The sequence below is a fragment of the Burkholderia sp. MS389 genome, assembly GCF_016899425.1.
Classification (GTDB): domain Bacteria; phylum Pseudomonadota; class Gammaproteobacteria; order Burkholderiales; family Burkholderiaceae; genus Burkholderia; species Burkholderia sola.
Genome location: NZ_CP045996.1, coordinates 1,007,137 through 1,026,685 on the forward strand (window position 1 = coordinate 1,007,137; position 19,549 = coordinate 1,026,685).

At 69.8% G+C, this 19,549-nt stretch carries 17 protein-coding genes; 10 read left to right on the forward strand and 7 right to left on the reverse strand.

Annotated elements, in window-relative coordinates; genetic code table 11:
* Positions 1 to 40 precede the first annotated feature (40 nt).
* On the forward strand, positions 41 to 949 hold the full coding sequence (locus GJG85_RS34195; protein ID WP_089471125.1) for a LysR family transcriptional regulator: 909 nt from the start codon (positions 41 to 43) through the stop codon (positions 947 to 949).
* Between the two features lie 172 nt (positions 950 to 1,121).
* Here the strand turns inward: GJG85_RS34195 and GJG85_RS34200 are convergent, their stop codons facing one another.
* The 5 genes from GJG85_RS34200 to GJG85_RS34220 form a co-directional block, all read right to left on the reverse strand.
* Positions 1,122 to 2,609: a mechanosensitive ion channel family protein gene (locus tag GJG85_RS34200; RefSeq protein ID WP_204384608.1), complete on the reverse strand. Its 1,488-nt coding sequence runs from the start codon at positions 2,607 to 2,609 to the stop codon at positions 1,122 to 1,124.
* 111 nt (positions 2,610 to 2,720) lie between these two features.
* Positions 2,721 to 3,140, reverse strand: coding sequence for a DoxX family protein (locus tag GJG85_RS34205; protein ID WP_050014144.1), 420 nt, complete (start codon positions 3,138 to 3,140; stop codon positions 2,721 to 2,723).
* Between the two features lie 232 nt (positions 3,141 to 3,372).
* Positions 3,373 to 5,178 carry a winged helix-turn-helix domain-containing protein gene (locus GJG85_RS34210; protein WP_050014143.1) on the reverse strand — a complete coding sequence of 602 codons (1,806 nt, stop codon included), beginning with the start codon at positions 5,176 to 5,178 and terminating at the stop codon, positions 3,373 to 3,375.
* A 408-nt stretch (positions 5,179 to 5,586) separates the two neighbouring features.
* Positions 5,587 to 6,408 carry an alpha/beta hydrolase gene (locus tag GJG85_RS34215; protein ID WP_050014142.1) on the reverse strand — a complete coding sequence of 274 codons (822 nt, stop codon included), beginning with the start codon at positions 6,406 to 6,408 and terminating at the stop codon, positions 5,587 to 5,589.
* A gap of 58 nt (positions 6,409 to 6,466) precedes the next feature.
* The gene (locus GJG85_RS34220; protein WP_050014141.1) at positions 6,467 to 6,898 is read right to left on the reverse strand and encodes a DUF3331 domain-containing protein; all 432 of its coding nucleotides are present in this window, start codon (positions 6,896 to 6,898) and stop codon (positions 6,467 to 6,469) included.
* 526 nt (positions 6,899 to 7,424) lie between these two features.
* Between GJG85_RS34220 and GJG85_RS34225 the strand changes: the two genes are divergently transcribed.
* Positions 7,425 to 8,246 (forward strand): alpha/beta hydrolase, encoded by an 822-nt coding sequence (locus tag GJG85_RS34225; protein ID WP_175978571.1) that lies wholly within the window; start codon positions 7,425 to 7,427, stop codon positions 8,244 to 8,246.
* A gap of 100 nt (positions 8,247 to 8,346) precedes the next feature.
* Here GJG85_RS34225 and GJG85_RS34230 read toward each other — a convergent pair whose 3' ends face one another.
* A complete protein-coding gene (locus GJG85_RS34230; protein WP_050014139.1) occupies positions 8,347 to 9,927 on the reverse strand; it encodes an MFS transporter in 1,581 nt (526 codons plus the stop codon).
* Between the two features lie 83 nt (positions 9,928 to 10,010).
* Here GJG85_RS34230 and GJG85_RS34235 point away from each other — a divergent pair, with 83 nt between their 5' ends.
* Positions 10,011 to 11,039 (forward strand): HlyD family secretion protein, encoded by a 1,029-nt coding sequence (locus GJG85_RS34235; RefSeq protein ID WP_050014138.1) that lies wholly within the window; start codon positions 10,011 to 10,013, stop codon positions 11,037 to 11,039.
* Positions 11,036 to 12,472 carry an efflux transporter outer membrane subunit gene (locus GJG85_RS34240; protein ID WP_089490292.1) on the forward strand — a complete coding sequence of 479 codons (1,437 nt, stop codon included), beginning with the start codon at positions 11,036 to 11,038 and terminating at the stop codon, positions 12,470 to 12,472. Before GJG85_RS34235 ends, GJG85_RS34240 begins: the two co-directional genes overlap by 4 nt.
* A 25-nt stretch (positions 12,473 to 12,497) precedes the next feature.
* Here the strand turns inward: GJG85_RS34240 and GJG85_RS34245 are convergent, their stop codons facing one another.
* On the reverse strand, positions 12,498 to 13,769 hold the full coding sequence (locus tag GJG85_RS34245) for an NAD(P)/FAD-dependent oxidoreductase (protein ID WP_050014136.1): 1,272 nt from the start codon (positions 13,767 to 13,769) through the stop codon (positions 12,498 to 12,500).
* A gap of 221 nt (positions 13,770 to 13,990) precedes the next feature.
* Between GJG85_RS34245 and GJG85_RS34250 the strand changes: the two genes are divergently transcribed.
* The 6 genes from GJG85_RS34250 (at position 13,991) to GJG85_RS34275 (ending at position 19,367) form a co-directional block, all read left to right on the forward strand.
* A complete protein-coding gene (locus tag GJG85_RS34250; RefSeq protein ID WP_089490291.1) occupies positions 13,991 to 14,263 on the forward strand; it encodes a UBP-type zinc finger domain-containing protein in 273 nt (90 codons plus the stop codon).
* Between the two features lie 157 nt (positions 14,264 to 14,420).
* Positions 14,421 to 14,900: a VOC family protein gene (locus GJG85_RS34255; RefSeq protein ID WP_089490290.1), complete on the forward strand. Its 480-nt coding sequence runs from the start codon at positions 14,421 to 14,423 to the stop codon at positions 14,898 to 14,900.
* A gap of 1 nt (position 14,901) precedes the next feature.
* Positions 14,902 to 16,125 (forward strand): FAD binding domain-containing protein, encoded by a 1,224-nt coding sequence (locus tag GJG85_RS34260; RefSeq protein WP_050014133.1) that lies wholly within the window; start codon positions 14,902 to 14,904, stop codon positions 16,123 to 16,125.
* A 73-nt stretch (positions 16,126 to 16,198) separates the two neighbouring features.
* Positions 16,199 to 16,558, forward strand: a complete 360-nt coding sequence (locus GJG85_RS34265) for a DUF485 domain-containing protein (RefSeq protein WP_204384610.1) — start codon at positions 16,199 to 16,201, stop codon at positions 16,556 to 16,558.
* Complete coding sequence (gene actP, locus GJG85_RS34270; RefSeq protein ID WP_204384613.1) at positions 16,555 to 18,240, forward strand: cation/acetate symporter ActP; 1,686 nt, start codon at positions 16,555 to 16,557, stop codon at positions 18,238 to 18,240. Before GJG85_RS34265 ends, actP begins: the two co-directional genes overlap by 4 nt.
* Positions 18,237 to 19,367, forward strand: a complete 1,131-nt coding sequence (locus GJG85_RS34275; RefSeq protein ID WP_050014130.1) for an amidohydrolase family protein — start codon at positions 18,237 to 18,239, stop codon at positions 19,365 to 19,367. Before actP ends, GJG85_RS34275 begins: the two co-directional genes overlap by 4 nt.
* The last annotated feature ends 182 nt before the right edge of the window (positions 19,368 to 19,549 follow it).

Sequence of the window (19,549 nt, forward strand, 5' to 3'; positions counted from 1 at the left end):
CGCTGGTATGATGCGCCAGCCACCTCTACCGGAATCCGCGATGAAGCTGTCATTCGAAGCGCTCGAAGCCCTGGACGCGATCGACCGCACCGGAACCTTTGCCGAAGCCGCGGAACTGCTGCATCGCGTGCCATCCGCGCTGACCTACCTGGTGCAGAAACTCGAAAGCGATCTCGGCGTGGCGCTGTTCGACCGCAGCGGACGCCGCGCGAAGCTCACGCATGCGGGACGCATCGTCGTCGAGGAAGGCCGGCGCCTGCTGCGCGCGGCCGAGCAACTCGAAATGAAGGCGCTGCGTGCGCAACAGGGCTGGGAAACGGAAGTGCGTGTCTGTATCGACGAAATTCTGCCGTTCGATGCGCTGTGGCCGTACGTGCACCGGTTCTACGCGCTCGGGATGGACACGCGGCTGCGTTTGTCGACCGAAGTGCTCGGCGGCGCGTGGGATGCGCTGATTTCGCGTCGGGCCGATCTCGTCGTCGGCGCGGCGGGCGAACCGCCGGAATTGCCGGGCATCGTCGCGCGGCCGATCGGCTCGCTGAAACACGTGTTCGCGGTCGCGCCGACCCATCCGCTCGCATCGATGCCCGAACCGCTGGCGATGGCGTCGGTCGTTCGGTATCGCGGCGCGGTGATCAGCGATACGTCGCGCGAATTGCAGCCGCAGTCGGTCGCGATCGATGCGGGCCAGCCGACCCTCGCGGTCCCGACGCTGGCCGCGAAACTCGAAGCGCAATGCGAAGGGCTCGCGGTCGGCACCCTGCCGGAATGCATCGCGGCGCGCGCGATCGCCGACGGCAAGCTCGTCGCGCGGCAGGTGACGGGCATGCGCGACACCACGCACTGCTATCTCGCGTGGCGCGGCGACGAGGCCGGCCGCGCGCTGCACTGGTGGGTCGAGCAACTCGACCAGCCCGATCTCGTCGAACGCTTCACGACGCCGGACTGACGCGCGCGTTCACGGCCCGGCGGCACGGCGGGGTCGCGCGCGCGGCCGCCTCGTCGATGGCTGACGGCCCGGCAGCGCGCGTCATCCAGCGCCCCCGGCACGGCGCCACGCGCCGTGAAAAAAAGCGCATGCCGATCCCCCCGCTGCCGGCCCCTCGCGGCCCACCCCGGCGTCAGCCGAGCGAATCGTGCAGCCGCTTCATTTCCTTCTCGAGCCAGCCGATCAGGCTGAACCCCGCGTGCGCCTTCTCGACCGGCGGAATCATCATTCGTTCCTCGGTCGCGAAATGGTCGGTGAGCGACTCGCACATCAGCCTGCCGAGCGCCGGCTTCCGGCCGATCAGCGCCGACAGATCCTCGCTGCGAAGCTGATGCACGGTCATCGCGGTCACCGCGTGGACGGTCGCGTGAAGCCGCGTGCCGGCGAGCACGACCGACTGCCCGATCGCATCGCCCGGCGCCATCCGCCGGACTTCGACGTCGCCGGACGCGCCCGGCACGAACACCGCCGCGACACCCGATTCGACGATCGTCAGCACGCGCGACTCCGAATTCGACGCATAGATCACGTCGCCCTTGCCGAACGAACGCGAAACCAGCGCATCGGCCAGCACGGCCAGATCGTCGTCGTCGACGCGCGCGAACAGTTCGACCGCGCGCAACAGCAGCAGCCGACGCGATACCGGATCCGCTTGCGACGTCGACGACGATGCGGACACCGGCGCCGGCCCCACGAGCGGCCGCCACACGACGCCCGCCGCGGCCAGGTGCCGATGCGCGAGATCGTAGAGCGCGTTGCGCACGGTCGTTTTCTTCTGCAGCGCGTCGACGTAGCAGACGAGTTCGTACTGGATCGCGTTCGCGCGGAACGCCTTCACGACGGCGATCGGCGCGGGGCGCGCGAGCACGTCGAGCGAACTCGCCGCGGCCCGCTCCAGTGCGCCGACGGCGACGGCCGGCCGCACCGCGGGATCGAGGTCGAGCACGAGCGTGACGCCGTGCAGGCCGGCCGGCTCGCTCAGGTTCACGATGGTGGCGCGCGCCGCCGAGCTGTTCGGCACGACGACCAGGTTGCCGAGGTTGTCGATCAGCTTCGTCGAACGCCAGTTGCTCTCGACGATCCGCCCTTCGAGCTCGCCGATCGACACCGTATCGTCGAGCCTGAACGGTTGCGTGGTGTTCAGCACGAGCCCGGAGAACACGTCGTTCAGCGTGTTCTGGAGCGCGAGACCGAGGATCACCGCGACCGCGCCGGAGGTCGCGACCAGACCGCTCAACGGCAGGCCGAGCACGTAGCCCAGCGCGGCCACCGCGGCCGCGCCGAACACGATGCCCGCGGCGATGTCGTGAAAGAGCCGCTGGCTGTGCCACGCACGCGGCAGCAGCAGATGATTGAGCAGCAGGCTGAACACGATCGCGCACTGGAGCCACCACGCGATGCACACGGCCTGGACCACGATCCGGTCGAGCCCGCCGAGCGACGCGGGAACGGCGAGCGGGCTGACGCCGGTCGCGAACAGCACCGCGCTCAGCGCGGCGAACGCCGCGCAGCGCCGGATCGCGCGAACCACGGGGCGATCGCGCGCGAACAGCCGCCACGCGGCGAGATCGGCGAGCACGATCGGCGCACCGTAGATCGCCGTATCGGAGAAATTCAACATGTCGGAGCGCCAGCGCGGCGCGCGAAAAGGGCGAAGCGGCAGCACGCAGCTCGCCGCGGGAACGGCATCGTCAGGCACATCGCGTGCTGCCCGCCGACGCGCGGGCTGCGGCTAGTCACGCCGACGCACGATGCCCGGCAACGGCAACACATAGCGGCCGGCGCCCGCGATCGCGATCGTGCCGAACAGGATCAGCAGCATCCACGCGAACTGCGCGTCGCGCAGCGGCCAGTCCGGATGGACGAACACCAGCGCGACGAGCGTGACGACCATCACCGGCAGCGCCGCCAGCCGCGGGTACAGACCGACGATCATGAAGATCGGGCACACGACCTCCGCGAAGATCGCGAACAGGATCGACAGCGTGCGGCCGAGATGGAACGGATCTTCGATGGCCGCGGCTTCGGCCGTGTAATGGACGATCTTCGGCAAGCCGTGCACCACGAGCAGCAGCACGCTGGCGGCGACACGCAGGAACAGCAGGCCGAGGTCGGTCGCGTGACGGGAAAGGTCGGAAGGATCAGGTTTCATGCGCCGGTTCGTCGATTGAGCGGGATGCGCGGCGACGTGCACCCCGGGGCGTTTCGCCGCGCCGGCGTTCAGTGATGTCGCGCGATGTCGGCGAGCGCGCGGGGTCGGCGCGCACGCGTGCCGACGGAGTGCGGGCGCCCTCCGTCCACGCAATCTACGCGTGCCGCCTGCCGCCGTCCTGTAACCGGGCTGAATCGTTCTGAAGCATCGGAGACGCGCGACGAACCCGGCGTCACGACTCGCGCGTCGGCCGCTCGGCCTCGGCCGCATCGAATCCGAGCGCATGCACCTCCGACCACGCATCGTGCACGACCTGTGTCGACCCTGCGGTATGCGCGAGCGCGGCCGCATACGCGGCCAGCAACCGCACGCGCGCATCGTCGGACACCGGGGTCGCGTCCGCGTCGCGCATCGCATCGAGCGCGACGCGCGCCCGCTCGCGGCATTCGTCGACGAGCGACAGATCAAACAGGCAAGGCACCGCGACGGCCGCGAGCGCGGTGCCGAGCGCCGCGTCGCCCTGTGCCGAAAACGCCCAGTCGAGCGCGGCCCGCAGATTGCCGAGCTCGCGCCGCACCGCATCGAGCCGGGTCGTGCTGCCGGCCTCGCCGCGCGGCTCGCCGCCACCGTGGGCCGCGCGCCGGAACAACGCGAGGAAGTAGGTCGCATGCGCGCGCGCGGCAGCCGCCCCTTCGCCGTGACTGTCGAGCTGCTGTTGCGCGTAGGCGCGCGTGGTCGTCAGCAGCCGGTAGCGCGGTGCGCCGTGTGCGGTCTCGAGGATCAGCAGCGACTTCGACACGAGGCCGGCGATCGTATCGAGCAGGTCGGCGCCGGCCAGCCCGTTAGCGCCGACGACCTCGCGCACGGCCTCGATCGAGAAGCCGTCGCGAAACACGCCGAGCCATCGCAGCAGCAGGCGCTCGGCGTCGCCGAGCAACCGGTAGCTCCAGTCGACCATCGCCTGCAGCGTCTGATGGCGCGGCAACGCGGTGCGAAAACCGCCGGTCAGCAGCCGAAAGTGATCGTCGAGATGGGCGGCCAGCACGTCGATGCCCAGCACGGCGGCGCGGGCCGCGGCCAGTTCGATCGCGAGCGGCAGGCCGTCGAGGCGGCGGCAGACCGACGCCATCAACGACAGGCTGCGCGCATCGAGCGGAAAACGCGGATCGGCCGCGCGCGCACGCGCCGCGAACAACTGCACCGCGCTCGCGCTCATCGCCTCGCGATCGCCGGCCCCTTCGTCGGGCACGTCGAGCGGCGGCACCGGGCACACGCGCTCGCCGTGGATGCGCAGCGATTCCCGGCTCGTCGCGAGCACGCACAGCCCGTCGTCCGCATCGGTGAGCGCGCTCGCGATCTGCGCGGCGGCGTCGAGCAGGTGCTCGCAATTGTCGAGCACGAGCAGCATCCGCCGACGCGCGACGCTGGCGAGCACCGCTTCGAGCGTCAGCGAGCCGATCGGCTGCGTGATGCCGAACGCGCCGGCGAGCGCGTCGGGCACGAAGCGGGGACACGCGACGGTGGCGAGCGAAACGAATACGGTGCCTTCCGGAAAACGTGCGGCGGCGCGCGCCGCCGCTTCGATCGCGACCCGCGTCTTGCCGATGCCGCCCGCGCCGACCAGCGTCACGACGCGCGCGCCCTGCAGCGCGGTCAGCACGTCGGCGACCGTCTGTTCGCGGCCGAACAACGCGCTCGGCGCGGCGGACGGCCGCCCCATCGCGGGACGCACGGGCGCGTCGCCGTCGTCCTGCCCGACGACCAGACGATAGCCGCGGCCGGGCACCGTCACGATCAGGTTCCGGTCGCCGGCCAGCGCCTTGCGCAGCGAAGCGATGTGCACCTGCAGGTTGTTTTCCTCGACGACGGTGTGCGGCCATACGCGCTGCATGATGTCGTCTTTCGATACCAGCGCACCGTCCGCCCGAATCAACAGCTCGAGAATTTCGAATGCGCGGCTGCCGATGCGCAGCAGCTTGCCGTTCGAACGAATTTCACGTCTGTCGAGAAAAACGTGAAGTGTTCCAATCCGGATCATGAGAATTTCTTGAGGGTGACATTCAACGGCGCCCCACTGAAATCGGGGGCCGGTTCGGCATCAATGCTACGGTATTTGCATGGTCGAATGATTCAAATTATCAGAATGAACGACACGAATTTTTTGAAATGACGAACAATGCCGTCGGGAAACGCTGCTTTTCGCCCCCGCACCGACATGCGGCAGGGTCACGCACGTTTCATGTGCAAATCGTGGATGCGCCGATAAATGCGATTTCGTTATATCAGACGAAATGATTTTCGCTCGGCGCAATGCGGCGCATTTTCGTTTTGATTGACCGGCCGGTTTATTTCAGACGCCTCTATTGTGGCCGCCGAATATCCGTCGGCTCGTTTGCCCGCGTTTGCGCGCGATTCGCCGCAGGCCGGGCCGGCCTGCGGCGCCGGCTCAGGCCTGCGCGAACGCCAGCAGTTCGTCGTTCAGCCTGGCCGCGTGCGTCAGGTAGAGCGCGTGCGGGCCGCCTTCGTAGACGCTCAGCGTCGCATGCGGGACGCGCTTCGCGGTGGCGGCGCCGGTCAGCGCGAGCGGCGCCGTCTGGTCGTCGTCGCCGTGAATCACGAGCGTCGGCACGTCGAACCGTTGCAGGTCGGCGCGGAAATCGGTTTCGGAAAACGCGCGGACGCAATCGAGCGTGCCCTTCAGCCCGCCCTGCAGCGCCATGACCGACGTCCACCCCAGCGCCGCCCGCGACACCGTCGAGCCGCCGCGGTTCGAGCCGGTAAAGAGCGGCCAGAAGCCGTCGAAAAACGCCGCGCGATCGGCCACGATGCCCGCGCGGATGCCGTCGAATACCGCGACGTCCACCCCTTCCGGATGATCGTCGCGGCGCGCGACGAGCGGCGTCACCGAGCCGATCAGGACCGCCTTCGCGATTCGGCGCGTGCCGTGCCGGCCGATGTAGCGCGCGACCTCCCCACCGCCCATCGAAAAGCCGACGAGCGTCACGTCATGCAGGTCGAGCGTGTCGAGCAGCGTCGCGAGATCGTCGGCCAGCGTGTCGTAGTCGTATCCGCTCCACGGTTGACCGGACCGCCCGAAGCCGCGCCGGTCGTACGCGATGCAGCGCAGGCCGTGCGACGCGAGATGATGCATCTGCACGTCCCACATGTCGGCGTTCAGCGGCCAGCCGTGAATGAACACGACCGGGCGGCCGCTGCCCCAGTCCTTGTAGTGAATCGACACGCCGTCGCGGGTGGTGAACGTGCTCATGAGGGTTCCTTGCGGGTAGGGAAGCCGCGGACGCGGCCGAAGCGTGCGGCGCGGCGCGTCATGCCCGGGACTGCCGGGCGACGAACTGCTCGAGCGCCGTCGCGAGAACCATCTCACGGCAGTTCGCGGGGCGTTTCTCGCCGCGCCACTGGGGTTTGTAGATCGCGTCGCCGATCCGGATCGGCTGCCCGGTGAGCGCGCAGCGTGCCAGCCTGCGCGCCTTCGCGCAGATCCAGCGTTGTTCGTCGTAGCGGCAGCGGGTCGGATCGCTCCACGACACCAGCATCGACGAATCGGTCTGCCGCTCGACGGCGACGATCGCGCTGCGGCGGCGCACGTCGCCGCTCGACGGCACCGGCGCATCGTCCCGATGCGGGCGACGCGCGCCGTCCGTGTCCCGCGTGCGCGGCATCGGCAGCATCCGGACGCCCGCGACGGGCATCGGTCCGAGCGACGTGATCATGTGCTCCCAGCGATTGAAGGCGTCCATGGCGGCATATCCAGGCAGGTGACGGGCGGCGCGGGCCCTGCCGGCCCGTTCGCGTGGCGCGCAACGTGTGGCGGTGACCCGATGTTGACGATAGCCGCCGCGCGCTGAAGAGTCCCTGTCCCGCGCTTAATTTTTCTGCAATGCGGCAAATTCGCGCGCGGCGCCGCGGCGTTCAAGAAAATTCAGCCGGATTTCAGTACGGCGCGCACCGCATCGGGATACGCTCCCGACGGCATTCGTTCGTCCGCGCGCGCCAGTCGCCGCGCGGCGGCGCACGCCGGACGGCTGCCGGGCGGGATGGCCGCGGCCGGCCGCCACCGATCCACCATCCCGTGCGGCCTTGCCGCCGCATACCCCAGGAGTCCAGATGCATCCCGAACCGACCGATGCCGTTGCGTCGGCCCGCCGCCGCGACATGCTGCTCGCCGGCGCGACGGCCGTTGCCGCAGCCGCGCTGCCCGCGATGGCGGCCGCCGCCGGCACGCCGTCCCACAGCCCCTCTTCAGCCCATGCAGGCGCGCAAACGATGAACACCATCACCACCAAGGACGGCACGCAGATCTACTTCAAGGACTGGGGCAGCGGCCGCCCGGTCGTGTTCTCGCACGGCTGGCCGCTGTGCGCGGACGCGTGGGATGCGCAGATGCTGTTCCTCGTGCAGCGCGGCTATCGCGTGATCGCGCACGACCGCCGCGGTCACGGCCGCTCCAGCCAGCCGTCGCGCGGCAACGACATGAACACGTACGCGGACGATCTCGCCGCGCTGCTCGATGCGCTCGACGTGCGCGAAGCCACGCTCGTCGGCCACTCCACCGGCGGCGGCGAAGTCGCGCGCTATATCGGCCGTCACGGCACGAAGCGCGTGGCGAAGGCCGTGCTGATCGGCGCGGTGCCGCCGCAGATGGTGAAGTCGCCGACCAATCCGGGCGGCCTGCCGATGGACGTGTTCGACGGCATCCGCAAGAACGTCGCGGAGAACCGTTCGCAGTTCTACAAGGATCTCGCGGTGCCGTTCTTCGGCTTCAATCGCCCGAACGCGAAGGTGTCGCAGGGCACGATCGACGCGTTCTGGTCGCAGGGGATGATGGGCGGCATTCACGGCCAGTATCTGTGCGTGAAGGAGTTCTCCGAAGTCGACTACACCGAGGACCTGAAGAAGTTCGACGTGCCGACGCTCGTGCTGCACGGCGACGACGACCAGATCGTGCCGATCGACGATTCGGCGCGGCTGTCGTCGAAAATCGTCAAGCACGCGGTGCTGAAGGTGATCGAGGGCGGCGCGCACGGGATGTGCGTCGTGAACGCCGATCGCATCAACGCCGAGCTGCTCGCGTTCCTGCAGGCGTAAGCGCGCCGTCCGCCGCGGCGGCGCGCATGCCGCCGCGACGGACGCCGCACACGTGCCGTTCAGGACTTTTCAGGAAATTTCAGATCGCGCGGCGCCGCGCTCACGGCGCCCGCACCGGGCGCAGCAGGATGCCGAGCAGCGCGCCGGCGAGCGCGAACGCCATCGCCACGCGGAAGTTGTCGGCCAGCGCGAGCGTCGTGGCCTGCACGCGCACCGCGCGATCGACGAGCGCATAGGTCGCCTGGTTGCCCGTCGCGAACGTGGCGCCATGCGCGACCAGCGACGCCGCGCCGGCCCGCAGCCGTTCGAGCGTTTCCGGATCCGACAGCGACACATGCAGACCGACGAGATTCGAATGGGTAGCCTCCCTGATCCGCTGAATCACCGCGATCGACGTCGTGCCGAGCTGCCCGCTCAGCAGGCGCGTCGTCTGCACGACCGCGCCGAACGTCAGCGCATGCTCGGCCGTCACGTGCCGGCCGAAGAAAACGATGACCGACGTGAGCGCCATCGTCTGGCCGAGCGCCTGCAGCAATTGCGACGGAATGAAATCGGGCTCGGCCCACACCGGCGTGAGCCGCGAGCCGAGCGCGAACGCAATCGCCACCATCGCGAAGCCGGCGACGATCAGCCGGCGCGGGTCGACACGCTGCAGCAACAGCGCGACGCACGGCGCGAACAGCAGTTGCGGAATCGCGATCCAGCGCAGCGTATCGCCGATCTGCAGCGGGCGCAGCCCGTAGGTGCTGGCCAGGAACAGCGACGGGATGAAGCTCGTGTTGAGCACGGTGAAGCGCACGAGGCCGACGAGCACGATCAGCAGCGCGATATTGGGCCGCGCCAGGTAGCCGAGATCGATGCCCGCGCGCGGCGACGCGAGTTCGTGGATCAGGAACGCGGCGATCATCAGGATGCCGGCGGCCAGCAGCGCGACGATCAGCGGCGACTGCAGCCAGAACAGCCGCTCGCCCTGGTCGAGCGCGATGCACAGGCACGCGAACCCGCCCGCGCCGAGCAGCATCCCGCGCGCGTCGATGCCGGACGCGAAGCGCTTGATCGGCTCGTCGGGGAGCGACAGCATCAGGCACGCGATGAACGGCACGGTCAGCGCCGCGTTCTGCCAGAACAGCCAGCGCCAGCTCAGGTGTTCGCTGTACCAGCCTTCGAGCGTGGCCGACAGGTTCAGCGACATCTCCAGATTCATCGCATACGCGGCGATGCCGAACGGAATCAGCCGCGGCGGCAGCGTGCGCACGACGAAGCCGATCGTCAGCGGCACGAACACGCCGGACGCGAGCCCCGCGATCGCCTGGCACACGATGAACGCGCCGAATTGCGTGCAGAGCGGCAGCACGGTTTCCGCGCCGAGAAACACCACGGCGCCCGCGACCAGCACGCGGCGCGTGCCGAACATGAAGGCCGCCGCGATCGCGAGCGGCCCGACGAACATCTGCGATGCGGTAAACGCGGTGTTGATCCACGCGCCTTCGTCGAAGCCGACGCCCAGCGCGCCACGAACGTCGGCCAGCCCGAGCGACGTGATGCGCGACGTCAGCGTCGCGATGATCGCGCCGAGCAGCACGGCCGCGATCGCGGCGATCGACCGAAACGTCGGAATGTCGGAGGCCGGCCCTGCGGCCGGCGCCGGCATGGCACTGCCGGTGGCGAACGTCGTGTTCATCGTCGAGCGGCTCCCGCCTGTCAAGCTGGCGCAAGCATAACGCGGTGCGTCGAATCCTGCCCGTACAACGGAGTTTGCCGATCATGACCCCACCCTCACCCGCGCCGTCGCCCGCCGTGCCCGCGCGTTCCCGCAAGCCGGCCATCGTCGCGATCGCCGCGATCGCGCTGCTGCTCGTCGCGTTGCTCGCGTACGAGTTCGACGCACGCGATCGCGGCACCGATGATGCATACGTGACCGGCCACCTGCACGTGATCTCGCCGCGCGTGTCCGGCACGGTCGAGCGCGTGCTCGTCGACGACAACCAGTTCGTGCACGCGGGCGACGCGCTCGTGCAGATCGACCGGCGCGACTTCGACGTGCGCGTCGCCGCGCAGCGCGCACGCGTCGCGCAGGCGCATGCCGATGCGAGCCGCGCCCACGCGCTGATCGAGCAGGCGGACGCGGCGCTCGTGTCGGCGCACGCCGATGCCGAAAAAGCCGAACTCGATTACGCGCGGGCACGCGAACTGACCCGCGAGACGCCGCGCGGCTTGTCGAAGCAGGAGTTCGATGCGGCCGATGCCGCTCGCAAGTCCGCCCGCGCGCGCGTCGCGGCGGCCGATGCGCAACGGCGCAGCGCCCTCGCCGCCGCCCAGGCCGCCGACGCCGCGTCGAGCCAGAACGATGCCGAATTGCGCGACGCACTGCTGCAGCTCGGCTACACGGCGGTCGTCGCGCCGTCGGACGGCTACGTCGGCAAGAAGACCGTCGAGACCGGCGAGCATGTCGCGCCCGGCCAGGCGCTGCTCACGCTGGTCGAGCCGCATCCGTGGATCGTCGCCAATTTCCGCGAGACGCAGTTGCGGCACGTACGCGCCGGCGACGCCGTGCAACTGCGCTTCGATGCGCTGCCGGAACGCGCGTTCAGCGGCCGCATCGACAGCTTGTCGCCCGCGACCGGCGCGCAATTCGCGCTGCTGCCGCCCGACAACGCGACCGGCAACTTCACGAAGGTCACGCAGCGCGTCCCCGTGAAGATCCTGCTGGACGGCCCGGCCGCGACGGAGCCGCGCATCCGGCCCGGGCTGTCGGTCGTCGTCACGCTGCAACCCGGCGGCGCAGCGCGATGAAGCGCGCCTTCGCCGTACTCGCCGCGAGCCTGCTGGCCGCCTGCTCGATCGCGCCGCAGCCGCTCGCGCCCGTCCCGGTCGGGCGCGACGGGTTCCGCCATGCCGATCCGTCGACCGATGCGCGCGCGCCGTCGCTCGCGGCGTGGCCTGCGTGGTTCGGCGACCCGCAACTCGGCCGCCTCGTCGACGCCGCGCTCGCGCACAACCTCGACATCCGCGCGGCGGCCGCGCGCGTCGACCAGGCGCAGGCGCTGCTCGGCGTGCGCGAGGCCGCGCTGGCGCCGGCCGTGCGCGTCGACCCGTCGTTCAGCCGCACGCGCGTATCCGGCACGGTCGACAACGCGCTGCCGAAGCGCACGATGCACAACTGGTCGGTTCCGGTCGCCGCGAGCTACGAAGTCGATCTATGGGGACGCTTGCGCGGCGACGCCGACGTCGGCGAACAGAACGTGCTGCAGGCGGCGGCCGACCGCGATGCGGTGCGTTTGCGGGTGGCGACCGAAGTGGCCGTCGACTACCTGACGCTGCGCTACGTCGACGACGATCTCGTGACGCTCACGCGCGCGATCGGGCTGCGGCGCACCGCGCTCGACGTGATCGCCGCGCGCGTGCGGGCCGGCGCGGCGAGCGATCTCGACGGACTGCGCGCGTCCGCCGATCTCGATACCGCGCATGCCGATCTCGCGGAGAGCCGCCGGCTGCGCGAGAACCTCGTCGACGCCATCGCGGTGCTGACCGGCGTGTCGCCGACCGCGTTCGACGTCGACACGGGCGCCGTGCCCGTGCAGGTGCCGGATGTGCCGGCCGGGCTGCCGTCCGCGTTGCTCGCCCAACGCCCGGACGTATTCGCGGCGGCCCGGCGCGCCGACGCGGCGTCGCTCGAGCTGGGCATCGCGCGCACCGCGTGGCTGCCGACGCTGACGCTGACCGCCGACGGCGGTTTCGCCACCCGCGACCTGCGCTCGTTTCTCGACCGCAACAGCTCGCTGTGGAGTCTCGGCGCGAACGTCGCGCTAACGCTGTTCGACGGCGGCAAGCGCGACGCGGCGGTGGCCGCCGCGCGGGCCGGCACGGACGTCGCCGACGCCAACTATCGCGCGACCGCGATCGCTGCGTTACGCGACGTGCAGGACGCGCTCAACGACATCGCCGCGCAAAAGGAGCGGATCGTGCGCTACGACCATGCGGCACACGCGACGGACGCCGCGGCGCGGCTGTCGCTGAGCCGTTACGCGCACGGTTACGTCAGCTACCTGGAAGTGATCGACGCCGATCGCGATGCGCTGAATGCGCGGCGCCAGCTGATTCACAGCCGGCAGGCGCTGGCCGTCGCGACGGTGAGCCTCGTGCGCGCGTTGGGCGGCGGATGGACGCCGCCGGCGCGCGCCGGCCGGGCCGGGTTACGCGACGCGACGCAGGCCGACGCGCGATGAATGGACCGAACGGCCGGCGAACGCGTCACACGAGCGCGAGCCGATGCGCATCCTCGCCGAGAAACCGGTGCACGAAGGTCACGGCCATCGCGCCTTCGCCGACCGCCGACGCGACGCGCTTGACCGATCCCGATCGCACGTCGCCGGCCGCGAACGATCCCGGCACGCTGGTTTCCAGATGGTACGGCCGCCGCTCGAGCGGCCATACGCGCTCGAACGCGGGACAGTCGTACAGGTCGCCGCCGGTCACGAGATAACCGTCCGGATTGCGAATGATGTCGGTGTCCTTCGCCCAGTCGGTATTCGGCGCGCCGCCGATGCACACGAACAGGCGCGTGGCCGGCAGCCGTTCGCGCGTGCCGTCGGCCGAGCGAAGCTCGATCGCGTCGAGCCAGCCGTCGCCGTGCAGCGCGGCGACGCTCGACCGATAGCGGACCTCGATGTTCGGCGTCCGCTCGATCCGGTCGATCAGGTAGCGCGACAGCGTGTCGGCGAGCGACGCCCCGCGCACGAGCATCGTCACCTGGCGCGCATGCCGCGCGAAATTCATCGCGGCCTGGCCGGCCGAATTGCCGCCACCGACGATGAACACCTGCTCGCCCGCGCACATCGGCGCTTCGCTCGACCCGGCGCCGTAGAACAACCCCGCATTGAGAAACGCCGGCTCCTCCGGCAGCCCGAGGCTGCGATATTCGATGCCGGTCGCGCAGATGTTCGCGCGCGCGACCAGGATCGATCCGTCGGCGAGCTCGACGCGGATCTTGCCGTCGACGAACGTCGCATGCACGCCTTCACGCATCGTCAGCAGTTCGACGCCGAACTTCACCGCCTGCTCGCGCGCGCGTTCGGCGAGCTCCGCGCCCGGGATGCCGTCCGGGAAGCCCATGTAGTTCTCGATCAGCGAACTCGTGCCGGCCTGCCCGCCGATCGCGCCGCGCTCGATCACGACCGCGCGCAGCCCTTCGGACGCCGCGTAGACCGCCGCCGACAGCCCGGCCGGCCCCGCGCCGTAGATCGACACGTCGTATTCGACGAAACGCGGGCGCGCGACCCAGCCGAGCCGCGCCGCGATTTCGGCCAGGGTCGGCTGGTACAGGCGCGAGCCGTCCGGAAAGATCACGACCGGCAGCCGGATGTCGTGCAGCGGCGCGATGCCGAGCACCTGCGCGCAGTCGGCGTCGGATGTCAGCTCGCACCAGTCGTACGCAATCATGCGCCGCTGCAGGAAATCGCGGATCGCATACGCGTCCCTGCTGCGCGGCAGGCCGACGATCCGCACGTGTTGCGGTTGATCCATGAGCGCCTCCCGAGGATGTCGATGTCGAATGCGGCCCGGCCGGTGCCCGCGCCGGACGCATTCGCGACTGTACGCCGTCGCCGCGCGCCGCGCGGGCCGCTTCATGACAATTAAGGTGCGGCCGCAACGCGACGCTGCACAATGCCGCGTACCCCTTCCGCTTGCGGCTTCGCGCCGGCCGTGCCGCAAGCGTCGCTCCCGCGCCGGCACCGGAGCGCAAGATGACCAACGCCTGTACGCATCTCGACGAAGCACGCGTGTTCGACACCGACAAGGACTACTGTGAGGAATGCGTCAAATCGGGCAGCCGCTGGGTGCATTTGCGGATGTGCCTGATCTGCGGGCACGTCGGCTGCTGCGACTCGTCGCCGAATCGCCACGCGAGCCGGCATTTCCGCGAAACCGGCCACCGGCTCGTCCGCTCGATCGAGCCCGGCGAGCGCTGGATCTGGTGCTACGCGGACGAAGTCGTCGCCGGCGAAGTTCCGTCGTAACGCGACACGCGGCGCCATCGGCGCCCGTTCATCCCCGATTCGCCCCCGATTCCGGGGCCAAGGGTTAACACGACTCGATCACGGCTTTGCGCTGCGCCGTTTTCGACCTACAATTTATCGAACGATAACTTATCCCTCGATAAACAAGAGGTTCGTCATGCCCGTATCTCGACTCGCGCATTACTCGATCCGCACGCCCGATCTCGAAGCATCGTGCCGCTTCTACGAACGCGTGCTCGGCTTCAGACGCGGCTACCGCCCGCCGTTCGACTTTCCGGGCGCGTGGCTCTACCTCGGTGACGACGAAGCCGATTACGGCACGGTCCACCTGATCGGCATCGATCCGGCCAACCCGAACGGGCTCGCCGCGTATCTCGGCGACAAGCCCGTGCCGGCCGCGGGCACCGGCACCGTCGACCACATCGCATTCGTCGCGACCGGCGTCGAGGCGATGTGGCGCACGCTGCGTGCCGAGCACATCGCGTGGCGCGACCGCACCGTGCCGAGCCTCGGATTGCATCAGGTCTTCATCGAGGATCCGTCGGGCGTGACGATCGAACTGAACTACCCGGCCGCCGAAGTCGCCGGCCTCGACATGCACGGCGCCGCAGCGCCCGCCGCTACCCGTGGAGACTGACATGAGCATCCATTCGACGCATCGCAAGGCCGCCATCGTCGGCGGCTCGCTGGGCGGGCTGTTCGCCGCGAACCTGTTGCTGCGCAACGGCTGGGACGTGGACGTGTTCGAACGCGTGCCCGACGCGCTGTCCGGCCGTGGCGCCGGCATCGTCACGCATCCGGAGCTGTTCGACGTGCTGCGCGCGGCCGGCGTGCGCGTCGACGCATCGATCGGCGTGAACGTCGAATCGCGCGTCACGCTCGCGCGGGACGGCTCGCTCGCATCCGAGCGGCAACTGCCGCAGACGCTGACCGCATGGAGCAAGATGTACCACGTCCTGCGCGCCGCGCTGCCCGACCAGCACCATCACGCGGGGGCCGTCGTCGCCGACGTCGCGGACGGGCCCGAGCACGCCACGCTCACGCTGGCCGACGGGTCGGTCGTGCATGCCGACCTCGTCGTCGCGGCCGACGGCTTCCGTTCGGCGATCCGCGAACGATTCCTGCCGCACGCGCGCCTGCAGTACGCGGGCTACGTCGCGTGGCGCGGCCTCGTCGACGAGCGCGAACTGTCGGAGCGCACGCACGCGGCGCTGTTCGACAAGTTCGCGTTCGGCCTGCCGCCGCGCGAGCAGATCCTCGGCTACCCGGTCGCCGGCCAGCACAACAGCACGCGGCCCGGCGAGCGCCGCTACAACTTCGTGTGGTATCGCGCGACCCGCGAGGACACCGACCTGCCGAACCTGCTCACCGACGCGACGGGCAAGCTGTGGGCGACCGGCATTCCGCCGACGCTGATCCGCCGCGACGTGCTCGCCGACATGGAAGACGCCGCGCATGCATTGCTCGCGCCGCAGTTCGCGGAAGTCGTGTCGCGCGCCGCACAGCCGCTGTTCCAGCCGATCTACGACCTCGAGGTGCCGCGCATGGCGTTCGGCCGCATCGCGCTGCTCGGCGATGCGGCATTCGTCGCGCGGCCGCACTGCGGGATGGGCGTCACGAAGGCCGCGGGCGATGCGCTTGCGCTGGTCGGCGCGCTGGCCGCGCATGCCGATCCGCTGGATGCACTGCACGCGTACAGCGAAACGCGCACCGCGTTCGGCGCCGCGATCGTGGAACACGCGCGCCATCTCGGCGCATACATGCAGGCGCAACTGAAGAACGACACCGAACGCGAGATGGCCGAACGCTACCGCACCGCGGAAGTCGTGATGCGCGAAACGGCCGTGCCGCCGCGGTTCTGACCGCCGGCGGGCGCATGGACGACGTCTCGCGCCCGCCGCATCGCGCCCCATCCAATACCGACAAGGAGACACCGTGAACCGTTCGATTCCGGCCGCCGCCGGCCCCGCACCCGATCAGGACGTGCCCGCCGCGGCCACGCATCCGCTGCTGCGCGATGCCCGCTTCCGCCATCTCGTCACGCGAAGGCGGCGATTCGCGTGGTCGCTGACCGCCGTCATGCTCGCGCTTTACTTCGCGTTCATCCTGTCGCTGGCGTTCTCGCCGGCATGGCTCGGCCGGCCGATCGTGCCGGGCCGCCCGACCACGTGGGGCATCCCGGCCGGCTTCGGCATGTTCGTCGCGACGTTCGCGCTCGTCGCGCTGTACGTGCGGCGTGCGAATGCGGTGCATGACGCGCTCGTCGCGTCGATCCGCGACGGAGGCGGCCAATGAAACGCACCTTCGCCATCCTCCTCGCTGCAACCGCGAGCGCAGCCGCGGCGCCGGCGTTCGCGGCGGGCTCCGCGCCGCTCGCGCACCCGCACAATCCGGTCGCCATCGGCATGTTCGTGCTGTTCGTCGCGTCGACGCTCGTCATCACGCGCTGGGCCGCCCGCCAGAACCGCAGCGTCGCCGATCATTACGCGGCCGGCGGCCGCATCACCGCGCTGCAGAACGGCTGGGCGATCGCCGGCGACTACATGTCGGCCGCATCGCTGCTCGGCATCTCCGCGCTCGTGTTCACGAGCGGTTACGACGGGCTGATCTATTCGGTCGGCTTTCTCGCGAGCTGGCCGATCATCCTGTTCCTGATCGCGGAGCCGTTGCGCAACCTCGGCAAGTACACGCTCGCCGACGTCGTGTCGTACCGGCTGCAGCCACGGCCGATCCGCGCGTTCGCCGCGTCGAGCTCGATCGTCATCGTCCTGCTGTATCTCGTGTCGCAGATGGTCGGCGCCGGCAAGCTCGTCGAGCTGCTGTTCGGGCTCGACTACACGGCCGCGGTGGTGATCGTCGGCGTGCTGATGGTCGTCTACGTGTTCTTCGGCGGCATGCTCGCCACCACGTGGATCCAGATCGTCAAGGCCGTGCTGCTGCTCGCCGGCGCGGCATTCATGGCGTTCATGGTGCTGAGCCGCTTCGGCTTCAGCCTCGACGCACTGTTCGCGCAGGCGCTGCGCGTCCATCCGAAGCACGCGGCCATCATGCGGCCGGGCGGCCTCGTGTCCGACCCGGTGTCCGCGGTGTCGCTCGGGCTCGCGCTGATCTTCGGCACGGCCGGCCTGCCGCACATCCTGATGCGCTTCTTCACGGTCGGCGACGTCGGCGCGGCGCGCAAGAGCATCCTCCATGCAACCGGCATCGTCGGCGCCGGCTATGCATTGATCATCGTGATCGGCTTCGGCACGATCGCGCTCGTCGCGGCGGACCCGCGGTATCACGATGCGTCCGGCGCGGTGGCCGGCGGCGCGAACATGGTGGCGATCCATCTCGCGCATGCGATCGGCGGCAACTTTTTCCTCGGCTTCATCTGCGCGGTCGCGTTCTCGACGATTCTCGCCGTGGTCGCCGGGCTGACGCTCGCCGGCTCGTCGGCGATCTCGCACGACCTCTATGCGAACGTGCTGCGCCGCGGCCAGGCGACCGACCGCGAAGAAATGCGCGTCGCACGCGCGACGACGCTGGTGCTCGGCGTGCTCGCGATCGTGCTGGGCATCGCATTCGAGAAGCAGAACATCGCGTTCATCGTCAGCCTCACGTTCTCGATCGCCGCCAGCTCGAATTTCCCGGTGTTGCTGCTCTCGATCTACTGGCGCGGCCTGACGACGCGCGGCGCGGTGGTCGGCGGCACGATCGGGCTCGTCACGGCGGTCACGCTCACCGTGCTGAGCCCGACCGTCTGGGTACAGGTGCTCGGCCACGCGCACGCGCTCTACCCGTACGAATATCCGGCGCTGTTCTCGATGGCCGCCGCGTTCGTCGCGATCGTCGCGGTGTCGGCCACCGACGGCTCGGCCCGCGCGCGACGCGAACGCGCGCGGTTCGACGCGCAGCTCGTCGCATGCGAACTCGGCGCCCTGCCGCGCCACGGCACGCCACAACACGACAATCACGACCTGGAGACGATCCGATGACCTGCCCCTGCTGCCTGCCCACCGGCCGGCGCCGCATGCTCGGCACATTCGCCGCGCTTGCCGTCGCGGCCCTTGCCGGACGCCCGGCCGCGGCGGCGCAACCGGCGCCCGCCTCGGCCGCTGCAGCCACGCTGCCGGCCCGGCGTCCACGCGCGATCGACATCCACGCGCACTATTACCCGGAAAGCTTCTGCGACCTCGTCGGCGGCGAAGGCAAGCGGTTCGGCGGCGCATTCGCGTGCGACGACACGACGTTCACGTTCCGCACGCCGGCCGGCGGCCTCGGGCCGCTGCCGATGAAATTCATCGACGTCGACGCGCGGCTCGAGGACATGGACGCGTCGGGCGTCGACGTGCAGGCGCTGTCGCTGAGCGTGCCGATGGCGTACTGGGGCGACCGGCCGTTCAACGCGAAACTGGCGCGCACATGGAATACGGCCGCGTCACGCGTGCACCAGCGGCATCCGGCGCGCTTCGTCGTCCTCGCGACGCTGCCGATGCTCGACGCGACCGATGCGATCGACGAGCTCGAGCGCGCGTCGGCGCTGCCTGGCGTGCGCGGCGTGTACATGGGCACGAACATCGACCACCGCGACCTCGACGATCCGCGGTTCGCGCCGGTGTTCGCGCGCATCGAGCAACTCGGGCTGCCGGTGTTCCTGCACCCGCAGCAAACCGTCGGCGGCGCGCGCCTCGGCGATTTCTACCTGAGCAACCTGCTCGGCAATCCGTTCGATACGGCAATCGCCGCTTCGCACCTGATACTCGGCGGCGTGCTCGATCGCCATCCGGCGCTGCACGTCACGCTGCCGCATGCGGGCGGCGCGCTGCCGATCCTCGTCGGCCGGCTCGACGCCGGGTGGACCGTCCGGCCGGAAACGCGCCGGCTCGCGCAACAGCCGAGCAGCTATCTGCGGCGCTTCAGCTACGACACGGTGTCCCACTCGGGGCCGGTGCTGAACTTTCTGATCGAGAACGTCGGCATCGACCGGCTGGTGCTCGGCAGCGACTATTGCTTCGACATGGGCTACGCGCAACCGGTGCGTTTTCTCGACCGGCTGGACCTGCCCGACGACCAGCGCGCGCTGGTGCTCGGCGGCAATGCGGGCCGGCTGCTGCGGATCTAGCGCGTGCGTGCCGGGTGCCGTCGAACCGGGCCGGAACCCGTTCAGAACGTTTCAGCCCGGTTTCAGGAAATGACGCGGGCGTCTGCGTAGACTGGCTGCAAGAGCGACCGCGCTGGCCAGCCCGCGCGCCTTTTCGATTGATGGAGTGACAACGTGGATCCAGTTGCCAATCACCGCCGCGC